Origin of the sequence: Halarchaeum sp. CBA1220 (genome assembly GCF_003721175.2) — an archaeon.
Lineage (GTDB): Archaea > Halobacteriota > Halobacteria > Halobacteriales > Halobacteriaceae > Halarchaeum > Halarchaeum grantii.
Map to the genome: position 1 here is coordinate 1,769,371 of NZ_CP054707.1, position 23,098 is coordinate 1,792,468.

21 protein-coding genes are annotated in these 23,098 nt (G+C 70.1%); 13 read left to right on the forward strand and 8 right to left on the reverse strand.

Annotated elements, in window-relative coordinates; translation table 11 throughout:
* Window positions 1-5: 5 nt before the first annotated feature.
* The 3 genes from EFA46_RS09430 to EFA46_RS09440 form a co-directional block, all read right to left on the reverse strand.
* Window positions 6-1,085, reverse strand: coding sequence for a hypothetical protein (locus EFA46_RS09430; RefSeq protein ID WP_123076380.1), 1,080 nt, complete (start codon window positions 1,083-1,085; stop codon window positions 6-8).
* A gap of 3 nt (window positions 1,086-1,088) precedes the next feature.
* A complete protein-coding gene (glpK, locus tag EFA46_RS09435) occupies window positions 1,089-2,621 on the reverse strand; it encodes a glycerol kinase GlpK (protein WP_123076378.1) in 1,533 nt (510 codons plus the stop codon).
* A gap of 179 nt (window positions 2,622-2,800) precedes the next feature.
* A complete protein-coding gene (locus EFA46_RS09440; RefSeq protein WP_123076376.1) occupies window positions 2,801-3,259 on the reverse strand; it encodes a hypothetical protein in 459 nt (152 codons plus the stop codon).
* A gap of 112 nt (window positions 3,260-3,371) precedes the next feature.
* Here EFA46_RS09440 and glpA point away from each other — a divergent pair, with 112 nt between their 5' ends.
* From glpA to EFA46_RS09485, 9 genes are all read left to right on the forward strand, one after another.
* A complete protein-coding gene (gene glpA / locus EFA46_RS09445) occupies window positions 3,372-5,090 on the forward strand; it encodes an anaerobic glycerol-3-phosphate dehydrogenase subunit GlpA (protein WP_123076374.1) in 1,719 nt (572 codons plus the stop codon).
* The gene (gene glpB, locus EFA46_RS09450) at window positions 5,080-6,333 is read left to right on the forward strand and encodes a glycerol-3-phosphate dehydrogenase subunit GlpB (RefSeq protein ID WP_123076372.1); all 1,254 of its coding nucleotides are present in this window, start codon (window positions 5,080-5,082) and stop codon (window positions 6,331-6,333) included. The genes glpA and glpB overlap by 11 nt, the downstream gene beginning before the upstream one ends.
* The gene (locus EFA46_RS09455) at window positions 6,330-7,664 is read left to right on the forward strand and encodes an anaerobic glycerol-3-phosphate dehydrogenase subunit C (protein WP_123076370.1); all 1,335 of its coding nucleotides are present in this window, start codon (window positions 6,330-6,332) and stop codon (window positions 7,662-7,664) included. Before glpB ends, EFA46_RS09455 begins: the two co-directional genes overlap by 4 nt.
* A gap of 41 nt (window positions 7,665-7,705) precedes the next feature.
* Window positions 7,706-8,746, forward strand: a complete 1,041-nt coding sequence (locus EFA46_RS09460) for a ferredoxin--NADP reductase (protein WP_123076368.1) — start codon at window positions 7,706-7,708, stop codon at window positions 8,744-8,746.
* 54 nt (window positions 8,747-8,800) lie between these two features.
* Window positions 8,801-10,084: a TraB/GumN family protein gene (locus EFA46_RS09465; protein ID WP_123076366.1), complete on the forward strand. Its 1,284-nt coding sequence runs from the start codon at window positions 8,801-8,803 to the stop codon at window positions 10,082-10,084.
* A 55-nt stretch (window positions 10,085-10,139) separates the two neighbouring features.
* Window positions 10,140-10,754 carry a metalloprotease gene (locus EFA46_RS09470; RefSeq protein ID WP_123077393.1) on the forward strand — a complete coding sequence of 205 codons (615 nt, stop codon included), beginning with the start codon at window positions 10,140-10,142 and terminating at the stop codon, window positions 10,752-10,754.
* A gap of 45 nt (window positions 10,755-10,799) precedes the next feature.
* Window positions 10,800-11,783: a phosphoribosylformylglycinamidine cyclo-ligase gene (purM, locus tag EFA46_RS09475; RefSeq protein ID WP_123076364.1), complete on the forward strand. Its 984-nt coding sequence runs from the start codon at window positions 10,800-10,802 to the stop codon at window positions 11,781-11,783.
* Between the two features lie 249 nt (window positions 11,784-12,032).
* A complete protein-coding gene (locus EFA46_RS09480; protein WP_123076362.1) occupies window positions 12,033-14,414 on the forward strand; it encodes a DNA topoisomerase VI subunit B in 2,382 nt (793 codons plus the stop codon).
* A complete protein-coding gene (locus EFA46_RS09485; protein WP_123076360.1) occupies window positions 14,411-15,511 on the forward strand; it encodes a DNA topoisomerase IV subunit A in 1,101 nt (366 codons plus the stop codon). Before EFA46_RS09480 ends, EFA46_RS09485 begins: the two co-directional genes overlap by 4 nt.
* A gap of 4 nt (window positions 15,512-15,515) precedes the next feature.
* Here the strand turns inward: EFA46_RS09485 and EFA46_RS09490 are convergent, their stop codons facing one another.
* Genes EFA46_RS09490 through ligA form a run of 3 tightly spaced genes read right to left on the reverse strand, consistent with a single transcriptional unit; the run spans window position 15,516 to window position 18,742 of the window.
* Window positions 15,516-16,271 (reverse strand): MBL fold metallo-hydrolase, encoded by a 756-nt coding sequence (locus tag EFA46_RS09490; protein WP_123076358.1) that lies wholly within the window; start codon window positions 16,269-16,271, stop codon window positions 15,516-15,518.
* Between the two features lie 30 nt (window positions 16,272-16,301).
* A complete protein-coding gene (locus EFA46_RS09495) occupies window positions 16,302-17,081 on the reverse strand; it encodes an HAD-IIA family hydrolase (protein WP_123076356.1) in 780 nt (259 codons plus the stop codon).
* Window positions 17,078-18,742, reverse strand: a complete 1,665-nt coding sequence (gene ligA / locus EFA46_RS09500; protein ID WP_123076354.1) for an ATP-dependent DNA ligase LigA — start codon at window positions 18,740-18,742, stop codon at window positions 17,078-17,080. The genes EFA46_RS09495 and ligA overlap by 4 nt, the downstream gene beginning before the upstream one ends.
* Window positions 18,743-19,005: 263 nt before the next feature.
* Here ligA and EFA46_RS09505 point away from each other — a divergent pair, with 263 nt between their 5' ends.
* Window positions 19,006-19,173 (forward strand): hypothetical protein, encoded by a 168-nt coding sequence (locus tag EFA46_RS09505; RefSeq protein WP_176969858.1) that lies wholly within the window; start codon window positions 19,006-19,008, stop codon window positions 19,171-19,173.
* Window positions 19,174-19,219: 46 nt separating this feature from the next.
* Window positions 19,220-20,776 carry a hypothetical protein gene (locus tag EFA46_RS09510; protein WP_123076352.1) on the forward strand — a complete coding sequence of 519 codons (1,557 nt, stop codon included), beginning with the start codon at window positions 19,220-19,222 and terminating at the stop codon, window positions 20,774-20,776.
* A gap of 92 nt (window positions 20,777-20,868) precedes the next feature.
* On the opposite strand, the gene psmB is transcribed toward EFA46_RS09510, so the two are convergent.
* Window positions 20,869-21,603 carry an archaeal proteasome endopeptidase complex subunit beta gene (psmB, locus tag EFA46_RS09515; RefSeq protein WP_123076350.1) on the reverse strand — a complete coding sequence of 245 codons (735 nt, stop codon included), beginning with the start codon at window positions 21,601-21,603 and terminating at the stop codon, window positions 20,869-20,871.
* A 75-nt stretch (window positions 21,604-21,678) separates the two neighbouring features.
* Window positions 21,679-21,846, reverse strand: coding sequence for a hypothetical protein (locus EFA46_RS09520; protein ID WP_176969859.1), 168 nt, complete (start codon window positions 21,844-21,846; stop codon window positions 21,679-21,681).
* A 277-nt stretch (window positions 21,847-22,123) separates the two neighbouring features.
* On the opposite strand from EFA46_RS09520, the gene EFA46_RS09525 reads away from it, so the two are divergent.
* Together EFA46_RS09525 and EFA46_RS09530 are read left to right on the forward strand one after the other, a co-directional pair.
* A complete protein-coding gene (locus EFA46_RS09525; RefSeq protein WP_123076348.1) occupies window positions 22,124-22,480 on the forward strand; it encodes a DUF555 domain-containing protein in 357 nt (118 codons plus the stop codon).
* 30 nt (window positions 22,481-22,510) lie between these two features.
* The gene (locus EFA46_RS09530; RefSeq protein ID WP_123076346.1) at window positions 22,511-23,050 is read left to right on the forward strand and encodes a CBS domain-containing protein; all 540 of its coding nucleotides are present in this window, start codon (window positions 22,511-22,513) and stop codon (window positions 23,048-23,050) included.
* Window positions 23,051-23,098: the final 48 nt, after the last annotated feature.

Sequence of the window (23,098 nt, forward strand, 5' to 3'; positions counted from 1 at the left end):
GGGTGTTAGAGGCCAAGGTAGCCCGCGTTCGGCAGGAGGCCGAGCAGGTAGCAGATCCCGATGACGAGCATGACGGCGGCAATGGACATCGCGGGCGGGTCCACGTGCGTCCCCGAGTGCGCGTAGAAGATCCGTTGGGAGGCCTCACCGACGACGCCGGTGACGGCGCCGAGTGCGCCGGCGGCGAGGAGCGCGACGAGCGTGCTCCCGACCATCGGCATCGCGATGACCGCGCCGACCGACCCGAGGAGCGTGAGGTGGTGGGTGACCGGAATCTTCGCGACGCCGAGGTTGAGGAAGAGCAGGCTCATCGCGGAGATGCCGTAGCCGAGGAAGATGCTGCCCGTCTGGAGCCAGATGTAGCCGCCGAGGAGTCCGCCGACGACGCCGATGGCCGCGACGCCCGGCCACTTGTACTGGTGGGGGAGCCACGGCTCGACCGCGAGCCGGCCGGCGTTCGGTTCGGGGACGTCGTCGGCCTGCTCGCGCGGTTCCTCGCGCTCGAACGGCCCCATGTCGAAGTAGCCGTCGCCCGCCGGTTTCCCGATGATCGGATAGCCGAAGACGGCGCGCGCGATGAGTGCGGTCAGGAAGACGGAGAGCGCGATGCCGTCCGTCGGGAGGCCGAGGCCACTCGAGAGCTGCGAGATGAGCATGCCGAGGAGGCCGAAGACCGCACCGACGGCGAGGATGTCGGGTTTGGTGCCGTAGGCTTCCGTGATGTTCTTCCCGAGGTGGTAGTCCCAGCCCTTCGGGCTCATCTCGGGGTACTTCTTCCCGACGTACGCGGAGGCGGCGACGCCGCCCGCGAACGCGATGTGCGGGCCGGTAATCGCGCCGAAGCCGATGACGCCGGTGATGCCGACGGCGAGTTCCCCGTTCGGAACGCTGGGGAGTTCGCCGACCTCGCTCTGTAGGATGGCGAGGCCTTCGCCGAGGAAGACGACGAACCCCGTGAAGACGAACGAGGGGAGTGCGCCGAGCGCGGCGCCGAACGCGCCGCCGGCGAGCGCGGTGATGGCGAGGACGAGGAAGGGCTCGAGTTCCATCCCGACGATGGGGACGGTCTGGAGTGGGAGGACCATCCGCTATTCCTCCTGCGCCCAGTCGAGCGAGCGTTCGACGGCGTCGTCCCAGCGGCCGTACATCCGGTCGGCGTCCTCGGGACTCATCTCGGGCTCGAACTCGCGGTCGATCTGCCAGTTCGAGCGGAGTTCGTCGATGGTGTCCCAGTAGCCGACGGCGAGGCCGACGGCGTACGCGCTCCCGAGCGCGGTGGTCTCGTCGACTTCGGGGCGCGCGATGTCCGTCTGGATGATGTCCGCCTGCAGCTGGCAGAGGAAGTTGTTCTTCACGGCGCCGCCGTCGACGCGGAGGCTGGTGGTCTCGACGCCGGAGTCGGCCTCCATCGCCTCGGCGATGTCGCGGGTCTGGTAGGCGATGGATTCGAGCGTCGCGCGCACGATGTGTTCCTTCTTCGTCCCGCGCGTCATCCCGACGATGGTGCCGCGCGCGCGCCCGTCCCAGTGGGGCGCGCCGAGGCCCGTGAACGCGGGGACCATGTAGACGCCGTCCGTGGAGTCGACGGAGCGCGCGAGTTCGGCGGTCTGGGCGGCGTTGTCGATGAGGTCGACGTCCTCGAGCCACTCGATGGCGGCGCCCGTGATGAAGATGGAGCCCTCGAGGGCGTACTGGACGGGCTCGCCGGACATCTGGAAGCCGACGGTGGTGAGGAGGCCGTGCTCGGAGGTGACGGCCTCGTTCCCGGTGTTCATCAGGTAGAACGAGCCGGTGCCGTAGGTGTTCTTCGCGTCGCCGGCGTCGAAGCACGTCTGTCCGAAGAGCGCGGCCTGCTGGTCGCCGAGCGCGCCCGCGACGGGTATCTCGGCGTCGAGGAACCCGTCCGCATCGGTGTGGCCGTAGTAGTTCTCGTCGCTCGACGGCCGGACTTCGGGGAGCATCTCGGCGGGGACGTCGAACTCCGCGAGGAGCTCCTCGTCCCACTCCATCTCGTGGATGTCGAAGAGCATCGTCCGCGAGGCGTTCGTGACGTCCGTGATGTGCTCGCCGGTGAGGTTGTAGATGAGCCACGCGTCGATGGTGCCCATCAGGAGCTCGCCGTCGCGGGCGCGGTCGCGGAGGTCGTGGCTCCGCGAGGACTCGAGCTTCAGCGGCTCGGCGTTGTCGAGTATCCACTCGGTCTTGGTCGCGGAGAAGTAGGCGTCGGCCTCGAGGCCGGTCTTCTCGCGGATCCACTCGACTTTGTCCTCGGCTTGGAGCTCCTCGACGCGGTCGGTGGTCCGGCGGTCCTGCCAGACGAGCGCGTTGTGTATGGGCTTCCCGCTCTCCTTGTCCCAGACGAGCGTGGTCTCGCGCTGGTTCGTGATGCCGATGCCTTCGAGTTGCTCGGCGTCGAGGGACGCGTCCTCGAGCGCGCGCGTCACGACCGCCTTCGTGTTCTCCCAGATCTCCACGGGGTTGTGCTCGACCCACCCGGGTTCGGGGTAGATCTGTTCGTGCTTCTCGTAGGCGTTCGCGACGACCTCGCCGCTGTGGTCGAAGACCATGAAGCGCGTCCCGGTCGTCCCTTGGTCGATCGAACCGACGTATGTGTCTGCCATAGTTGTGTTCTCGGCGGACGACAAGAGCCGAATTGACGGCGCCGCCCGACTTACCAATCCCTATTAACAATAATAAATGTTACTCCCGGTTCCCGGGGCGTCGGTACACACTCGGTCGGGCGTCGCCCGGCCGAGAGAGACGGTCCGCACGGCGCGTCGCTCGGCAGTCTCCCGCGTCCTCAGAAGTCGGGGAGGTCGTCGGGCGCCTCGTAGTCGGCGTCCCAGTCGACGTAGTCGGCCTTCAAGCGGTCGGAGACGATGCGTCCGAGCTCGGTCAACTCGGCGTTGATGGCCGAGACGGTGCTCCACGAGTCGAGGTCGGGGTGGAGGTCGCGCTCCTTCCAGTCCTCGGGGAGGCCGGGCGCGTGATAGCCCACGCGGTCCGCGAAGTCGTCCCAGAAGAAGTCGAAGTCCGTGACCAGCCCGAGGTCCTCGACGATACGCCACTCGGACTCATCGAGGTCGCTCTGTCCCGCCCACTCGGCGAACCCCTCCTCCCACGCGCCCTCCTGGAGGAAGGCGTCGAGGTCGTCCCGATGCGTGTCGTTCGCGCCGGCGACGTCCACGTCCTCGTAGTCGCTCAGGTCGGCGTCCGATTCGAGCTCGGGCGGGTCGGGCGTCTCGACGTCGAGGCTCATACCCGGAGAAGGGCGCGCTGGCCCGAAGTAGGTTGCCCTCGCAGTCGTTTACTCGCGATCTAGATAGAGGGGTAAAGATAAGGTGCGGGAGTGAGACGTACACACGAACCGCATGGGAACGAGAACGGAGGTGCTCGTCATCGGCGGCGGCTCCACGGGCTGTGGCGTCGTTCGCGACCTCGCGCGTCGCGGCGTCGACGCGACCCTCGTCGAGAAGGGCACCCTAACCAACGGGACGACCGGTCGGATGCACGGCCTGCTCCACTCGGGCGGGCGCTACGCCGTCTCCGATCAGGCGAGCGCGCGCGAGTGCATCGAGGAGAACCGCGTCCTTCGGGACATCGCCGGCCACTGCGTCGAGGAGACGGGTGGGCTCTTCGTGAAGCGCCCGGAGGACGACGAGGAGTACTTCCAGGAGAAACTACAGGGCTGTCGGGACTGCGACATCCCCGCCGAAGTCCTCACGGGCGCGGAGGCACGCGAGCGCGAGCCCTACCTCGCGAAGGACGTCGAGAAGGCCATCGCGGTGCCGGACGCCGCCATCGACCCCTTCCGGCTCTGCGTCGCGAACGCCGTCGACGCCGAGAACCACGGCGCGCGCGTCGAGACGCACGCCGAAGTCACCGACCTCCTCGTCGAGGACGGCGAAATCGTCGGCGCGGAGGTCACGCACGAGTCCGGGAAGGGCCCGCGCGAGCACGGCACACCGGGCGAAGTCGAGGAGATATACGCCGACCACGTCGTGAACGCGGCGGGCGCGTGGGCGGGCCGCATCGGCGACCACGCGGGCCTGGACATCGCCGTCCGCCCCTCGAAGGGCGTGATGACGGTGATGAACACCCGCCAAGTGGACACCGTCGTGAACCGCTGTCGACCGAAGGGCGACGCGGACATCATCGTCCCCCACGAGACCGCGTGCATCCTCGGCACCACCGACGAGGAGGTCGGCGACCCCGAGGACTACCCCGAGGAGGAGTGGGAGGTCGACCTCGTCATCGACACGCTCAGCGAGCTCGTCCCCATCCTCCAGGAGGCGCGGACGCTGCGCTCGTTCTGGGGCGTCCGCCCGCTCTACGAACCGCCCGGAACCGGGACGCAGGACCCGACGGACATCACCCGCGACTACTTCACCCTCGACCACGAGGAGCGCGACTCCGTCCCCGGTATGACGAGCATCGTCGGCGGCAAGCTCACCACCTACCGGATGATGGCCGAGTCCATCACCGACCACGTCTGCGAGAAACTCGGCGTCTCTGCCACCTGCGACACCGCCGACGCGCCGCTCCCCGGGAGCGAGCGCCCGGGCGACCTCGAGGCGGCGATGGAGCGATTCGGCCTGCGCTCGCCGGTCGCCCGGCGGAGCGCCCAGCGCCTCGGCTCGCGGACCGAGGACGTCCTCGCGTCGTGCGACCCGAACCCCGTCGTCTGTAGCTGCGAGGGCGTCACGCGCGCGGAAGTGCGGGACGCCATCGACGACTCGGGCACGGACCTGAACGCCGTGCGCATCCGGACGCGCGCCTCGATGGGGAACTGTCAGGGCGGGCGCTGTGCGCACCGAATGGCCGCCGAACTCCACCCCGAGCACGACGAGGCCACCGCGCGCGCGGCGCTTGACGAGCTCTGGCAGGAGCGCTGGAAGGGCCAGCGCCACGCGCTCTGGGGCGAACAGCTCTCCCAAGCGATGCTGAACCGCGCGATTCACGGCGCGACGATGAACCGCGACAACGACCCCGCGCGGACGGACGACGCGGTGGACTGGGACGCCTTCGACGGCGGGCGGTCGGACGCCGGAGAGGGCGAGGTCGGCGAGGAGGGAACCCATGGCGATTGAGGACGACGTCCTCGTCGTCGGCGGCGGCGTCGCCGGGATGACGGCGGCGCTCGCGGCGGCCGACGAGGGCGCCTCGGTCAGACTCGTCACGAAGAAGCAGAGCACGCTCCGGCACGCGAGCGGCCTCGTGGACGTCTTGGGGTACGCGCCGGACGGGAAGCTGCTCGCCGACCCCTTCGACGCCCTCACCGACCTGCCCGCCGACCACCCCTACGCGCTCGTGGGCGCCGAGGCGATACGCGCGGGCCTCGAGCGCTTCGACGCCGTCGCGGGCGAGCTGTACCGGGGCGGACACACGGAGAAGAACGCTCTCCTGCCGACGCACGGCGGGACGGTGAAGCCGACCGCGCGCTATCCCGCGAGCGCCGCCGCCGGCCTCGCGAGCGACGACCGGGACGCACTGCTGGTGGGCTTCGAGACGCTGACGGACTTCGACGCGCCGCTCGCCGCCGAGCACCTCGAGGCGGCGAGCGTCCCGTTCGACGTCCGGGGCGCGACCGTCTCCTTCCCCGGTGAACCCCGGGCGGACGCGAAGGTGACGCGCTACGCGCACGCGCTCGACGAGGACGCGGACGGCGAGCGCGCCCGCCTCGCCGCGCGGGTCGCGCGCGTCCACGACGGCGAACCACGGGTCGGCTTCCCGGCGGTGCTCGGACAGGACCATCCCGCAGACGTGCGCGCCACCCTCGAAGCCGAACTCGACGCTGACGTCTTCGAGGTGCCGATGGGGCCGCCGAGCCTCCCCGGCATCCGACTCGAGTACGCCTTTCGTGCGGCCCTCGACGACGCTGGCGTCCACACCGTCCGCCGGCCCGTCGTCGACTACGAGACGGACGACGAGGGCCGCCTCAGCGCCGCCGTCGTCGAGCGCAACGGCCAGCACGTCCCCCACTACGCCGACTCGTTCGTGCTCGCCACCGGGGGATTAGTCGGGAAGGGCCTCGACTCGGACCGCGAGGCCGTGCGCGAACCCGTCTTCGACTGCCACGTCCCCCAGCCCGAGGACCGCTACGACTGGTTCCGCGACGAGGCGTTCGGCGAGCAGCCCTACGCGCGCTTCGGCGTCGACGTGGGCGACGACCTGCGCCCGCGCGACGAGGACGGACGCATCGAGTTCGAGAACCTCCGCGCCGCCGGGAGCGTCATCGGCGGCTACGACTTCGCCACCGAGTGCTCCGGGACGGGCGTCAGCCTCGCGACGGGCGACGCCGCCGGAGCGGCCGCAGGAGCTGATACCCAATGAGTGACGCAGAATCCCCCAGCGACGACTTCGAACCGATAGAGGTGTTCCCGGACGACGAGACGCCCGACCTCCGCCCGGGCGCCGACGACTGCTACAAGTGCTCGACGTGCGACACGAACTGCCCGGTCGCGGAGGTCGACGACGACTTCCCCGGCCCGAAGTTCCAGGGCCCCGAGCAGTGGCGCCTCAAGCGCAAGGAGGATGCCTCCGTCGACGACTCCATCTCGAAGTGCTCGAACTGCATGCGCTGTGACTCCGCGTGCCCCAGCGACGTGGGGCTCTCCCAGATGCACAACACCGCGCGCGCCGAGTACGTCGAGGAGGAGCTCTCGAAGACGAGCCTCACCTACTGGCGCAACCGCATCCTCGCGAACTACCGGACGTCCGCGTTCCTCGCGAGCAAGGTCCCCCGACTCGCGAACTTCGCGATGAACTTCGGGCCGGCGCGCTGGGCGATGGAGAAGACGCTCGGCGTCACGAGCGAGCGCGAGTTCCCCGCGTTCGCCACGGAGACCTTCCGCGAGTGGTGGGAGCGACAGGGCGGCGCGGACGGGTCGCGCGAACGCGCCCGCGAGGCGCGCCGAGAGCGCGGCGAGGACGTCGACGCCGACAAACGGGTCGCGTACTTCCACGGCTGTTACGCGAACTACAACACGCCGGAGGTCGCGAAGTCGCTCGTCCGGGTGTTCGAGCACTTCGGCTACGAGCTCGTCGTCCCCGAGCAGCGCTGTTCGGGCACGCCGATGTTCGCGAACGGGATGCTCGACGACGCCGAGCGCCACGCCGAGGTGAACGTCTCCTCGATGGGCGACCTCATCGACCAGGGCTACGACGCCATCGCGTCGTGTACGTCGTGCTCGATGGCGCTCCGACAGGAGTACCCGGAGCTCTTCGACATCGACGGCATCGAGGACGTCGCCGAGAACACGTGGGAGGCCCTCGAGTACCTGCGCGTGCAGGAGGACCTCTCGGGCGAACTCGCCGGCGCGGAAGTCGAGGACGAGCACCTCGCGTCGCTCGCCTACCACGCGCCGTGTCACGCGCGCAATCAGGGCCTGGACGGGCAGGCGCTCGAACTCTTCGAGGACCTCGCGGGCGTCGAGGCGGAGGACGTCGGCGACTCCTGCTCCGGTATCTCGGGGACGTACGGCTGGAAGGAGGAGAAGTACGAGACGTCGATGAAGATCGGCGAGGAGATGTTCGACCACATGGAGGACGCCGAGGGCGAGGTCGGCATGACGGAGTGTCCGACCTGCGCGATGCAGATGGAGCACGGCACCGGCTACGAGATCCGGCACCCGCTCGAAGTCGTCGCCGCCGCGCTCGCGTAGGCCCGCCGCGTTTACGTCGCCGGCGCCCCTCGAACGACGCGATGCCCGAACCCAGACGCCCTCGGCCGGACGCGCAGGTCGAGGAACTCCCCCTCCTCACCGACACCGCGACGGTGACGCGCGTGGACGCGCTCGACGAACGGCGCGGCGACGAGATACGGCGCGCCGTCCACCGACTCCTCCGCGAGCACGGCCCGGACGTGACGCGCCACATCGACGACGACGGGATCGCGTGGAACGCCCTCGAACGGGAGCTCCACGATATCGACCTCCCGCGAGTGACGCGGCGGAAACTCGGCGTGCTCCGCGAGCGCCACGAGCGCGACTACCCCTCGCTCGTCGAGGTCGCCTTCGACCCCGCGACCGAGTTCGACTTCGCGCCCGGCCAGTTCGTCACCATCCGCTTTCGCGGCACGCCGCGCCCGTACTCGCTCGCGTCCTCGCCGAACGACGAGGAGCTATCGCTCTGCGTCCGCCGCGTGCCGGGCGGGCGTCTCTCCGAGCGCCTCTGCACGGAGCTCGAACCCGGCGACCACCTCCCCGAGCTGCGCGGGCCGAACGGCGACTTCACCCTGCAGGACCACTCCGCGAGCGACATGGCCTTCCTCGCGACGGGGACCGGCGTCGCGCCGCTGCGCTCGATGATTCGCTACGTCTTCGAGGAAGGCCTCGACACCTACGAGGGCGAGGCCCGCGACATCTGGCTCTTCCTCGGCGCCGCGTGGGCGGACGACTGCGCCTTCCGCGAGGAGTTCCGCGCGCTCGACGCCGCCCACGACCACTTCCACTACGTCCCGTGTCTCACGCGCGAACGCTACCTCACGGGCTGGACGGGCGAGACGGGCTACGTCCAGCAGACGCTCCTGAAGTACGTCGAGGACGGCGTCGCGGCGCCCGACCTGAGCGCGGGTCTCCGCGAGTTCCTCGACGCCGAGCCGGAGACGGACATCGACGCGCGCATCGACCCCACGGAGCTCGAGGTGTACGCCTGCGGGGTGTCCGCGATGGTGCAGACGCTCGAGGACGTCTGCTCGTGCGTCGGCGTCTCCGGCGGCGACATCCGCGGTGAGGGCTACGGGTAGCGCGGCGTGCGGTGACGACACACGTAAGGCCCGGTGGTGACTACTCTCGCGGCAATGAGTGACAGCGCGCGCGACGGCGAGGGGTCGGTGCGGCTCGTCGGGACCGCGCACGTCTCCGCGGACAGCGTCGCGGAGGTCGAACGCGTCATCGAGGAAGAAGACCCGGACACGGTGGCGGTCGAACTCGACGAGGGGCGCTACCGGCAGATGAAGGGCGAGACGCCGGACGAAATCGCGCCGGCAGACCTCCTGCAGGGGAGCATGGCGCTCCAGTTCCTCGCGTACTGGCTGCTCTCCTACGTCCAACAGCGCATGGGCGAGCGCTTCGACATCCAGCCGGGCGCGGACATGCTCGCCGCCGTCGAGACGGCCGAAGCCATCGGGAGCGACGTCGCGCTCGTCGACCGCGACATCCAGGTGACGATCCAGCGCTTCTGGGCGCGCATGAGCGCGTGGGAGAAACTGCGGATGGTCGGCCAGCTCGCGCTCGCCGTCCTCGGCGTCAGCGGCGGCAAAGAGGAGGAGATGTCGATGGCGGACCTCACGGACGCCGACGTCGTCTCCGCGATGATGGAGGAGTTCCGCCAGTTCAGCCCCGAGGGCGCCGAGGCGCTCATCGACGAGCGCGACGCCTACCTCGCGCACAACATCGTGAACCTCCGCGAGCAGGGGAAACACGTCGTCGCCGTCGTCGGCGCCGGCCACAAGGCCGGCATCGAGCGCTACCTCGCCCATCCCGAGGAGCTGCCGCCGATGGACGAGCTGACGGGCCGCGCCGAGAAGCGCTTCTCGCTCGCGAAAGTCGTCGGCGCGCTCCTCACGCTCGGCTTCCTCGCGTTCTTCGTGCTCGTCCTGATGGCGGGCGTGAACGACGCCGTCGTCCTCCGGCTCTTCGTCGCGTGGTTCCTCTTCAACGGCGTCATCGCCGCCGGGCTCGCGCTCCTCGGCGGCGCGCACTGGACGTCCGCCGGCGTCGGCGGCGCCGTCGCGTGGCTCACCTCCATCAACCCCCTGCTGGCGCCCGGCTGGTTCGCGGGCTACGTCGAGCTGCGCTACACGCCCGTGCGCATCAGCGACATCGGGACGCTGAACGACATCATGAGCGACGAGACGCTCCCCGTCAGGGAGGTGTTCTCGCGGATGACGGACGTCCCGCTCTTCCGGCTCATCGCCGTCGTCGCGCTCACGAACGTCGGGAGCATGATCGCGAGCTTCCTCTTCATCCCGCTCGTCCTCCCGCTCGTCGGCGGGCCGTTCGACAGCGTCGGCGAAGTCCTTGCCGTGCTCCTGCGCGGCGCGCAGAACAGCCTCGACCTCATCCGGGGGCTCATCGCGTGAACTGCGTCGAACCGGCGGCTCGACTGGCGCACACTCGCCGCGCGGGGTGGGTCGCGTGAGCGCCTCGCTCACGTCGCGGCTCACCTTCAGCGCCGACGAACTGCAGGACCTGCTCGTCGCGTGGCTCGCGCTCGGCGTCGCGTTCGCGTTCTTCTACGAGCGCGTCACCGCGACGGCGCTCGCGGGCTACGTCACCTCGCGGGCGTTCCTGCTCGCGCTCGCGGCGAGCCTCCTCACGGCGGGCATCGGCTTCCTCCTCCACGAGCTCGCGCACAAGGTCGTCGCCGTCCGCTACGGGCAGGTCGCGGCGTTCCGCGCGGACTACGGGATGCTCGCGCTCGCCGTCCTCGGCGGGCTCGCGGGCTTCCTCTTCGCCGCGCCGGGCGCCGTCGTCCACCGTGGCCGGCTCACCGAGCGCCAGAACGGCCTCATCGCGCTCGCCGGGCCGGTGACGAACCTCGCGCTCGCAGCGATATTCGCGCCGCTCGCGTTCCTCGGCGTTGACCTCGGGATGCGCGGGCTCTCCATCAACCTCCTGCTCGCGGGGTTCAACATGCTGCCCGTCGGGCCGCTCGACGGGAAGAGCGTCGTGTCGTGGAGCAAGCCCGTCTACGCCCTCGTCGCCGTCCCGTCCGTCCTGCTCGGCGTGGCCGCGCTGTTGTACGTCTGAGCATACATCGCTATCCTTTTCGCCCCCGATTACGCACGGTCGTGTATGAGTGAGGACGATGCCGAGGGCATGACGTACGCCGAGGCGGGCGTCGACATCGACGCGAGCGAGGCCGCGACCGCCGCGCTCGTCGACGCCGTCGCGGACGTCGGGAACACCACGGACTACGCGGGACTCGTCCCGATGGGCGAGCAGTACCTCGCGCTCGCGACGGATGGCGTCGGCACGAAGCTCCTCGTCGCCGAAGCCCTCGAGGACTACTCGACGGTGGGCATCGACTGCATCGCGATGAACGTCAACGACCTCGCCGCCGCCGGCGTCGAACCCGCCGCGTTCGTCGACTACCTCGCCGTCGACGAGCCGAGCGAGGAGCTCACCGCGCAGGTCGGCGAGGGGCTCGCGGCGGGCGCCGAGGAGGCCGGGATGGCGCTCGTCGGCGGCGAGACGGCGGTCATGCCCGAAGTCGTGAAGGGCTTCGACCTCGCCGGCACCGTCGCCGGCCTCGCAGACGAGGACGACCTCCTGCCGGGCGAGGCCGAGGCGGGCGACGCGCTCGTCGGCTTCGCGTCCTCGGGCATCCACTCGAACGGCCTCACGCTCGCGCGACGGGCCGCGACGAAAGGTGACGGAAGCTACCACGACGACTACCCCTACGACGGCTACGACACCGTCGGCGAGGCCCTCCTGGAGCCGACGCGCATCTACACCTACCTCCTCCCCCACCTCCACGACCTCGACGTGCACGCGGCCGCGCACGTCACCGGCGGCGGGTGGACGAACCTCTCGCGGATGGGCGACTACGCCTACGATATCACCGATCCGCTCCCCGCACAGGACGTCTTCGCGTTCGTCGCCGAGCGCGGGAGCGTGAGCGACGAGGAGATGCACCGCACGTTCAACATGGGTACCGGGTTCGTCGTCGCGTGCCCCGAGGACGCGGCCGACGACCTGATCGCCGCGACGGACGGCGAGCGCATCGGCACCGTTCGGGACGGCGACGGCGTCGAGATTCGCGGCCTCACCCTCTAGACACACCACCGCCGCAACTGTTCCTCACCGAGTGCGCGCCCGACGGCGCGCTCAGTCGCACCCGCGCCACGGCGCTCGCGCGGGCGGTCGCCCGCGCGTGTCGAACGCGCCCGTGAGCGACGGAAGTGGAGTCCGGCCGTCCGTCCGCCGAGCGCGACGCCTACGGCCGTTCGCCGCGCCGTCGTCCACTTTCACCACGCTGTACCCACGGGGTTTTATAGCCGCATAGCCAACGTCGTAGGCACGGAAATGACGTCCTTCCAGTCGACACTCGCCGATGGAGACGACGGCATCGCGGAGGAGCTCGCCGCGAGCCAGCGCGAGATCTCCATCGCCGAGTTCTTCGAGAAGAACAAGCACATGCTGGGCTTCGACTCCGGGGCCCGCGGGCTCGTCACGGCCGTCAAAGAGGCCGTCGACAACGCCCTCGACGCCACGGAGGAGGCCGGCATCCTCCCCGACATCTACGTCGAGATTCAGGAGCACGGGGACTACTACACGCTCGTCGTGGAGGACAACGGCCCCGGCATCACCAAAGAGCAGATCCCGAAGATCTTCGGCAAACTCCTCTACGGCTCCCGCTTCCACGCCCGCGAGCAGAGTCGCGGCCAGCAGGGCATCGGGATCTCCGCCGCCGTCCTCTACAGCCAGCTCACCTCCGGCACGCCCGCGAAGATCACCTCGCGCACGCAGGGCTCGAGCGAGGCCAACTACTACGAGCTCGTCATCGACACGGACACGAACGAACCGGTCATCAGCGAGGAGCAGACGACGTCGTGGGACCGCTCGCACGGCACCCGCATCGAACTCGAGATGGAGGCGAACATGCGTGCGCGCGGCCAGCTCCACGACTACGTCGAGCACACCGCCGTCGTGAACCCGCACGCCCGCCTCGAACTCCGCGAGCCGAAGGGCGAGTTCAAGTTCGAGCGCGCGGAGGGCGCGACCCTCCCCGCCGAGACCGAGGAGATCCGCCCGCACCCCCACGGCGTGGAACTCGGCGCGCTCATCAAGATGCTCGACCAGACGGACTCCCGGACCGTACGGGGCTTCCTCCGCGAGGAGTTCACGCGCGTCGGCGCGAAAACCGCCGACAGTATCTGCGACGCCTTCCGCGACCGCCACTACGGCCGCGAGCTCGCGTGGACGCTCCCCACCGCGAGCGAGACGGACCTCGAGGCCGCGCTCGTCGACGCCGTCTCGAACAAGCCCGCCGACGACACAGAGGCGTTCGCGGCCGCCGTCGCGGAGGGCCTCCGCGAACGCGGCGCGCTCGCCTACACCGACCTCGAGGCGCTCGTCGCCGACGCCGCCGCCGACGCCGAGGGCGCGACCTCCTTCGGCGCGACCGTCCAGGGCCACGTCGTCGACGCCGCGTGGGACGTCCTCACCGCCGACCGCCGCAGCGACCTCTACCGACACGTCGACGCCGCCACCTCGAACCAGAAGGACGACGCGACCGTCGACGCGCTCGCCGAGCGCCTCGCCGCGAAGTTCGGCGAGGAGACGCCGCGCGACCGCCTGACGCGCGACGGCCTCCGCGACTTCGTCGTGCGCGCCGCCGAGACGACCGAGGACGTCGACGGCGCGACCGTCGGCGAGACCGCGCGCGAGAACATCACGGAGGAGCTCTGGACGAACGCCCACACCGTCACGGACGACCTCCCGAGCGCCGCGGACGTCGAGGGCGACCGGAACCTCGCGCGCGACCTGCTCGCCGCGATGAGCGCCGTCGACGTGATGGCGCCGCCGACGTCCTGTCTCTCGCCGATTCAGGCCGACCTCATCGAGGCCGGCCTCCGCAAGGAGTTCGACGCGGAGTTCTACGCCGCCGCGACGCGCGACGCGGACGTCCACGGCGGCGACCCGTTCGTCGTCGAGGCCGGCATCGCCTACGGCGGCGACCTCGCCGCCGAGGGGAGCGTGGACGTGATGCGTTTCGCGAACCGCGTCCCGCTCGTCTACCAGCGCGGTGCCTGTGCGACGACGAAAGTTCTGAAACAGATCGGCTGGCGGAACTACGGCCTCGACCAGCCGGGCGGGAGCGGCCTGCCGAACGGCCCCTGCGTCATCATGGTGCACGTCGCCTCGACGAACGTGCCGTTCACGAGCGAGTCGAAGGACGCGCTCGCGTCCGTCCCGGAGATCGAGGACGAGATCGAGCTCGCGGTCCGCGAGGCCGCCCGCGAACTGAAGAGCTTCCTGAACAAGCGCCGCTCGATGCAGAAGCGCCGCGAGAAGCAGAACGTCATCATGGACGTCCTCCCGAAGATGGCCGACAAGGTCTCGGAGATGACCGGCCGCGAGCCCGTGGCCGTCGAGGACTCGCTCGCGCGCATCATGAACAACGTCCTCGTCGAGCGCGAACGCGACGGCGAGGCCGTGACGCTCACCGTCGAGAACCACACGAGCGCCGGCGCGGAACTCGACGTCACCGAAATCGTCTCCGCCGAGCCCGCGAACGTCAGCGAGGGCACCGTCGTCGAGATGGACGGCGAGTGGTTCGTGAAGTGGTCGCCCTCCGTCTCCGGCGGCGACGACGCGGCACTCACCTACACCGTCAGCGACGACGCCGACTGCGACCTCTCCGTGAGCGGCGTCGAAGAGGAGAAACTCACCGTCAACCGATGAGCTCAGACACCACCCCAGACGACGCGGAGGCGCGCGAGCGCCTCATCGACATGGCCGCAGAGTTCTACGACCAGTTCGCCGACGGGGACGTCCCGAGCATGACGCTCCCGACGCGCTCGAAGTCGAACATCGTCTTCGACGAGGACGCGGGCGTCTGGGTGTACGGCGACCGCACCTCGACGCGCTCCGCGAACTCCGTCAGCGGCGCGCGAAAGCTCCTGAAGTCCGTCTACACCATCGACTTCCTCGCCCAGCAGCTCGAGGAGGACCGCTCCTCGACGCTGCGTGAGCTCTACTACCTCTCCGAGTCGTGGGGCGAGGAGGAGGCGCAGTTCAACAACCAGTCGGAGTCCGACAAACTCGTCGAGGACCTCGAAATCGTCTCCGGCGTCAAGCGCGAGGACTTCCACATGCGCCCCGAGGAGTCGGGCGCGAAGGTGATGGGCCCCCTCCGAATCCGCGAGCAGACGAACCGCGGCGACCGCGAGATACACTGTCAGGAGGACGTCGGGCAGGGCGGCTACCAGATTCCGAACAACCCCGACACCATCGAGTTCCTCGACCACGACACCGACTTCGTCCTCTGCGTGGAGACCGGTGGGATGCGCGACCGCCTCGTCGAGAACGGCTTCGACGACGAGTACAACGCGCTCGTCGTCCACCTCGGTGGCCAGCCGGCGCGCGCGACGCGCCGCCTCACCAAGCGCCTCCACGACGAACTCGGCCTCCCGGTCACGGTCTTCACTGACGGTGACCCGTGGAGTTACCGCATCTTCGGCTCCGTCTCCTACGGGTCGATCAAGTCCGCGCACCTCTCGGAGTACCTCGCGACGCCGGAAGCCCAGTTCATCGGCATCCGGCCCGCCGACATCGTCGAGTACGACCTCCCGACGGACCCGCTCGCCGACTCGGACGTGAACGCCCTCGAGAGCGAGCTCGAGGACCCGCGCTTCCAGTCGGAGTTCTGGACGGAGCAGATCGAGCTCCAGCTCGACATCGGGAAGAAGGCCGAACAGCAGGCGCTCGCCTCGCGCGGGCTGGACTTCGTCACGGACACCTACCTGCCCGAGCGGCTGGACGAGATGGGTATCCTGTAGGGCGTTATTCTCCCTCGCGCGGCCGGTCGAGCACCACGGGGACGCCGCGCGAGGCGACGTCGGCGGCGAACGCCTCGTCGTCCGCGGCGAGCGCGCCGAACGTGTTGTAGTGGACGGGGAGCACGAGGTCCGGACGCAGGTCGTGCGCGAGGTCGGCGGCGCCGTGGCGGTCCATCGTGAACGACTGGGCGATGGACGGGAGGAGGACGTCCACGTCGAGGTCGCCGTGCTCGTCGACGACGTCCGAGTCACCCGTCCAGAAGTACGCGCGTTCGTCGAGCACGAAGCGATAGCCACAGCCGAACTCGTAGGGGTGGTCGTCGCGCGGGCCGTCCGCGCGGTTGTACGCGGGCACGACGTCGATACCGACGCCCGCGACGTCGAGGTGGTCGCCGTACGCGACGCGCTCGATGTCGTAGTCGAGGGCCTCGGGCTCCGCGACGTCGCGCCCGGAGCTCTCGTGGACGCCCTCGGCGGAGACGCCCTCGTAGACGACGACGGTGGCGTCCGGCTTCGCGACGCGGCGCACGCCCTCGTCGTCGTAGTGGTGGTCGTGCGTGACGAGGACGACGTCGCCGTCGCGCGCGTCGTACGCTCGCCCGTGAGGGTGGGGGTGGGCGCCGTAGTCGTCGTCCCACGTTCCGTCGAGCGTGCCGTAACGCCCGGGGTCCGTGTAGACGACGGTGCCGTCCGCCGTCTCGACGCGAGCGCACGCGTAGCCGAGCCACTCGAGCGTGTGCGAACCGAAGGTGACGGTCATACGGAGAGGTGTGCGCTCGCGCTCCTAAAGCTACGCCTCGCGGAAGACCCGGACGGCCGCCCGGATGTCGTCCACCACGACGTCCGCGTCGGGCCCGCCGTCCGCGCGTCCGAGGCCGGTCCGCACGCGGACGGTGGTCATCCCGGCGCGCTCGCCGAACGCGACGTCCGTCGCGGGGTTGTCGCCGACGACGACGGTGTCCGCGGCGGGGACGCCGAGGCGCTCCGCGACGATGTCGGCGGTCGCCGCGGAGGGCTTGCCGAGGACGACGTCCGGGTCGCGCTCGACGACGCCCGAAATCGCGTGAACGATGGCACCCGACCCCGGGACCGGGCCGTCGGGGGTCGGGATGGTGCGGTCGGGGTCGGTGCCGACGAAGCCGACGCCCCCCGAGTCGCCGAACGCGCGCAGCGCCGCGTGCATGTCGTCGTAGTCGAAGTCGGGGTCGTAGCCGGCGACGACGCACTCGCACGCCGTGGGGTCGGCGACGAGCGAGACGCCGGCGTCGCGGAGCTGCGCGACGATGTCGTCGCCGGCAATCGCGTAGACCGCGTCGTCGGCGTGGTGCTCGCGGAGGTAGGCGAGCGTGGCCGTGCAGGCCGTCACCACCTCCTCGGGGGCGGCCTCGATGCCGAGGTCGCGCAGGCGCGCCGCGTACGCCTCCGGGGGGACCGTCGGGTTGTTCGTGAGGAAGCAGACGGCCTCGACGCGCTCGCGGATCGCCGCCGCCGCGTCGCGTGCGCCCGGGAGGAGGGCGTCGCCGCTCACCAGCGTGCCGTCGAGGTCGAGGACGGCGGCGCGCGGCGTCACTGGCTTTCGACGAGGCGCTCGACGCGCTCGAGCGAGTCCGCGCTCTCCGGCGTCTTGTCGTCGCGGACGGCGAGGAAGCGCGGGAAGCGGAGCGCGTACCCCGAGGAGTACGTCGGCGAGCGCTGGATCTCCTCGTAGCCCACCTCGAAGACGACGTGCGGGTCGACGTCGAGCGTCTGGCCGTCCTCGCTGACGACGTGGGGTTCGACGCGGTCGGTGAGGTCGGCGAGCTCGTCGTCCGAGATGCCGGTCGCGACCTTCCCGATGGTCGCGTAGCCGTCCTCGGTGCGCGCGGAGAGGAGGAACGTCCCGAGGAGCGAGGCGCGTCGGCCCTCGCCCCACTCCGCGCCCGTCACGACGAGGTCGAGCGTCTCGACGTCGGGCTTGCGCTTCAGCCACTGCTTCCCGCGCTTGCCCGGGGTGTAGGCCGACTCCGGGTCCTTGAGCATCACGCCCTCGTGGCCGGCTTCGAGGGCGTCGGCCTCGAACGCCTCGATGTCGTCGGCGTCGTCCGAGAGCAGGAGGTCGGAGACGGCGTCCGTCCCCGCGAGCAGGGCCGCGAGCGCGTCGTGGCGCTCGGTGAGCGGCGCGTCGAGGAGGTCTGCGCCGTCCGCGTGCAGGCAGTCGAACGCCCGCAGCTCGACGGCGACTTCCTCGCGCATCCGTTCGACGTCGTGCTTCCGGCGGAATCGTCTGAGCACTTCCTGAAACGGGAGCGGACTCCCGTCCTCGGCGACGGCGACGACCTCGCCGTCGAGTATCGCGGGGGCGTCGAGGTGGCGCTCGGCGAACTCCACGACCTCGGGGAGCGCGGCCGTCACCTCCTCCATGTTCCGGCTGAAGACCTCGGTGTGGCCGCCGGGGTCGTGGTGCAGCTGGACGCGCGCCCCGTCGAACTTCGTCTCGACGGCGACGGTCTCCCACGCCTCGATGGCGTCCGCGACGCTCCCCGCCTGCGCGAGCATCGCCTGCACGGGCCGGCCCACCTCGAGGTGGATGTCCGCGAGGCCGGCGGCGCCCTCCTCGCGCGCGGTCTCCGCGACGAGGCCGTAGTCGTTCGACACCTGGAGGGCGCGCGCGACCGCCGCGACGTCGACGTCGAAGGCCTCGGCGATGGCGTCCCGGACGGTGCCCTCGCCGACGCCGATGCGCATCTCGGAGAGGACGAGGCGCGCGAGGTAGCGCGCTTCGGCGTCGCCGTCGCAGCGCGAGAGGAGGCCGAAGAGCGTCGCCACCTTCTCGTCCTGGCTCCCGGCGCCTTCGGCGGCGGCGAGTCCCGCGAGCTCGTCGTACACCTCTCGGACGGTGAGGGCGGTCGTTCCGGCCGTCGCCCCGAACGCGCCGAGGCCGCGCTGGCCGCCGGTGTCGTAGCTCGCGGCGACGCGCCCGATGTCGCCCTCGTCCGCGAGACGCGCCTCGACGTCCGCCGCGTCGACGTTCGGCCCGGCGGCGCGCGCGATTGCCTCGTGGCAGAGGCTCGGCCCGACGTCGAGCGTGCGCTCGCTGTACGCGGGGAAGACGCGCCCCTGCACGAAGCGCGCGACGACCCCGAGGTCGGCGTCCGCCTCCGCGAAGAGGTCGGCGACGAGCGACACGACTTCGAGGTCCGCGGGCTCGGCCTCGATACCGGCCGCGTGCTCGGCGAACTCGGCGAACTCCATTTGCGTCGCATAGCCGGAGCGCGGACTTAAGGCACGCGGAGGCGAGCGAAGCGGGTCTCTGCGAGACGTGCGAACGGGGAGAGACGACTCGTGAGCCACGCGGACGCCTCCGGCGTCCGCGGGCAGAGCAAGCGGTGGAGCCGCGAGCCACGCGGAGGCGAACCCACTCGACTGCGTCGCGGCGTCCGCGACCAGCACCAGCACCGACGACGCGGCGGCCGAACACCGACCGCTTTAGTCGCACGGGACTCACAGGGACAGGTATGAGCGACGACGACGGCGACGACCTCGACGAGGCGGTCACACAGTTCCTCGCGGGCGCGGACAGCGTCTACGAGGACTACGAGCGCGGCTACACGGACGCGGACGCGGCGCTCCACGTGCTCGAGAGCCACCTGAACGAGCTCCGGGAGGCCCACGAGGAGTCGTAGGGCCTCGGGCGGGTCTTTCAAGTCCTGACCGCCCGAAGCCGACGGCATGGCTGAGTCGGAACTCGCACGCGACGTGGAGTCGGTACTGGACGTGGACCCGGAGGCGTTCCAGGAGCGCGTGCGCGAGGACGCGGACGTCATCAAGGCGGAAATCGAGGCGGGGACGTTCGACAACCCGCAGGCCATCGTCGGCCTCGAGTACGAGTTCTACGGCGTCTCCGACGACGGCTCGCTCGCGCGCATCCCGCGTCGCCTCCTCGAGTTCGTCGGCTTCGAGAAGGAACTCGGCCTCCACAACGCGGAGATGACGGCGAGCCCGCAGCCGCTGAACGAGTTCGGCCTCGAAGCCCAAGAGGCCGAGGTGCGCGCGCGCCTCGAGGCCGCCGCGGAGCCGATGGACGCCGAGGGCCTCCACCTCGTGAGCGACGCGATGTGGACGATTCCGCCGGAGGGCGAGACGGCGCGCGAGTACCTGACGGCGAGCGTGACGGACGCCGGCGTCGAGATCGCGACGAACATGAGCGCCTCGACGCGCTATCACGCGATGGCGAACACGGACGAACCGGCGGGGATGGTGCTCGACGCCCCACACGTCTCCCTCGACGCGGACACCGTGATGCCGGAAGCGCTCATCACCTCCATCCAGCCCCACTATCAGGTGCCACAGGCCGTCGACCTCCCGACCTACTTCCGGTACGCGGTGCGCCTCGCCGGCCCGCTCGTCGCGCTCGGCGTGAACTCGCCGTTCTACCCGCCGGACCTCTACGACGCCGAGGCGAGCCCGGCGGCGATCCTCGAGGAGGGCCACGACGAGGCCCGAATCGACGTCTTCGAGTCCGTCCTGAACGTCCCGGGCGAGCAGGAGAAGGTGCGCTTCCCCCGGGACTTCGAGAGCGTGCACGACGCCGTGGACGCCGTCGTCGAGGACGACACCATCGTCCCGATGCCCGTGGAGACGGGCGGGCGCTTCGACGACGAATTCGCGCACTTCCGCATGAAGCACGGCACCTACTGGCGCTGGGTGCGCCCGGTGTTCGGTGGTTCCTCGAAGGAGTCCGCGAACGCCCGCATCGAGTTCCGCCCGCTCCCCGGGCAGCCGACCGTTCGGGACACGATGGCGTTTCAGGCGCTCCTCGCGGGGTCGCTTGAGGCGATGGTGGCGCGCGACCACCCGCTCTACGACCTCCCGTGGGAGACGGCGCGCGAGAACTTCTACGCCGCCGTCCGCGACGGGAGCGACGCCGAGTTGACCTACCTCGGGCCGGACGGGGAGACGACGGACGCGACGGAGATGTACACCGACCTCTTCGAGCAGGCCGAGGCGGGCCTACGGGCGCGCGGCCTCGACGAGGAGACGGCCGCGAAGTACCTCTGGCCGCTCCGCCAGCGCGCCCGCCACGGCATCACGCCCGCCGACTGGAAGCGCGAACGCGTCCGCGAGAACCTCGACGATGGCGCGTCCTTCGAGAACGCCGTCTACGAGATGCAGTTCGACTACCTCGAACACCAGCGCGACACGCTCATCACCGGGAGCTTCGCGGACTGGACGGGTCGAGGCGGCGAGGTCGAGGCGGCGAACCACCGGAGCAATCGGCGCGGATAGGCGGACGGCTGGGCCGTCGACGGGCGTCGTCCGTCGCCGTCGCTACGCGGCGTGAAAGAACGGAAGAACGGAGGAGGCGAGGGGTGGCCGCGTTACAGGACGTCCTCGACGTCCTGGTGGCCGACGATTTCGACGGTGTCCTCGGTGATCTTCGTGAGGTGGATGCCGTTCCCGGACGCGGTGTCGCGCTCGCTCGCGGCCTGGATGGCCTTCGCGCCGATCTGCTCGGCCTCGTCCATCGTCAGGTCGTCGCGGTAGTTGTTCTCGAGGGTACCGAGCGCGTACGGCATCCCGGAGCCCTGCGCGGTGTACTTATCGGAGAGCGAGGAGCCGCTCGGGTCGAGGCTGTAGACGTGCGAGCCCTCCTCGTCGACGCCGCCGAGGATCGGGACGACCATGAAGAACGGGCCGCCGCGAAGGAGGTTGGAGGCCATCGTCGCGAGCGCGTTGATGGACATGCGCTCGCCGCGACGGGCCTCGTAGAGGTTCGACTCGGCCTTCAGCGTGCGGATGAAGGACTGCGCACCGCCGACGCTCCCGGAGATGGAGAGCGCGGCGTTCTCCTGAATCTGCTCGACCTTCTGGACGTTCTTGTTGGAGACGACGCGGCCGCCGAGGCTGGCGCGCATGTCGGAGGCCATGAGGACGCCCTCCTCGGTGGTGATGCCGACGATGGTGGTGCCGGTCTTGTTGATGTTGTCCATGTCCTGCTCGCTCATGTTGTTCTCGGGCACGTGGCCGAGCTCCGGCTCGTAGGGGTTGCCGGGACCGTCGGGGAGGCGCTCTGCGTTCCGCGAGAACTCGGAGCCCTGACTGGGATTATACATTGAGTGTCGATAGTCGCGGGTGACGTATAAAATCCACCCTTCCGGCGGGTACTCGGGGGTCCGTCGGCGGCCTCTTCAGCGCGTGCTCCGGTAGGCGTCCCCGGAGCGCTCGAGGAGCCGGTGGACGGGGAGGGTGACGCCGAGGCGTCGCGTGATGGTCGCGAGCGGGAGCAGCGTGAGTGCGACGGCGAGCGTGAACTGGTACTGGACGGCGGTGACGAGACGGGCGAACCGTGTGCGCATCTGCTTGCTCACCTCTCACCGGACCACCGTATAAGTAGTTTGCCGATGCGGGTGACCCGCACACCCCGACGTAGTCTGGCGATTCAACTCGGGTTCGGCTCGGTGCAACTGGACTTGCGGCGGCCCGCCCGCGGTCCGTCACCGAGGCTGACGTGACGGCACACGTTCGCGTAAGTTATGGCGATAATCGCGGTCACGTCCGCGCCACGGCACGTCGCCGACGCGCGCGGCGCCCGGCAACCACAAGACACGACTACCCGGGGTCCTTCTCTCCGGTATGAGCAACTACGTCGTGGCGATGGAGGCCGCGTGGCTGGTTCGTGACGTCGAGGAGTCGGACGACGCTATCGGCGTCGCGGTCAGCGAAGCGGGCCGTCGACTGAACGACCAGGACCTCGACTACGTCGAAGTGGAGGCCGGCGTCACGGGCTGTCCGGCCTGTGGCGAACCGCTCGACGCGGCGTTCCTCGCCGCCGAGACGGCGCTCGTCGGCCTCGTCCTCGAACTCACCGTCTTCAACGCGGACTCCGAGGAGCACGCCTCGCGCATCGCGAAGAGCGAGGTCGGCGGGGCGCTCCGCGACGTCCCCCTCGAAGTCATCGAGGTCGTCGAGGAGCCGGAAGACGGGGAGTAGACTTATCTATAACTTCGGGTAATTACGGCTATGTATCTCCCCACGCCCCAGGACCTCCGGGAACGCCGGAACGCCCTCGGGCTGACGCAGAGCGAACTCGCCGAGCGGGCGGGCGTCTCACAGCCCCTCATCGCGCGCATCGAGGGCGGGGACGTCGACCCCCGTCTCTCGACGCTGCGGCGCATCGTCGAGGCGCTCGACGAGGCCGAGGGCGACGTCGTCCGCGCGCGCGACCTGATGCACTCGGAAGTCGTGAGCGTCGCGCCGAGCGACGCCGTCCACGACGCCGTCGACCAGATGCAGACGGCGGGCTACTCGCAGCTCCCCGTCATCGCCGACGGCGTTCCCGTGGGGTCCATCAGCGAGAGCGACGTCGTGCACGCGGGCGCGGACGTCGGCGACAGCCCCGTCCGGGAGGTGATGAGCGAGTCCTTCCCCACCGTCTCGCCGGACGCAACCCTCGAGGAGGTGTCGAGCCTCCTTGACCACTACACGGCCGTCATCGTCACCGAGGACGGCGACACCGTCGGCATCATCACGCAGGCCGACGTCGCCGCGCACGTCAGCTGAAACCGGGGCGCGAGGGCGGCCGCGATTCGCGCGCCTACGCGCGCGTGT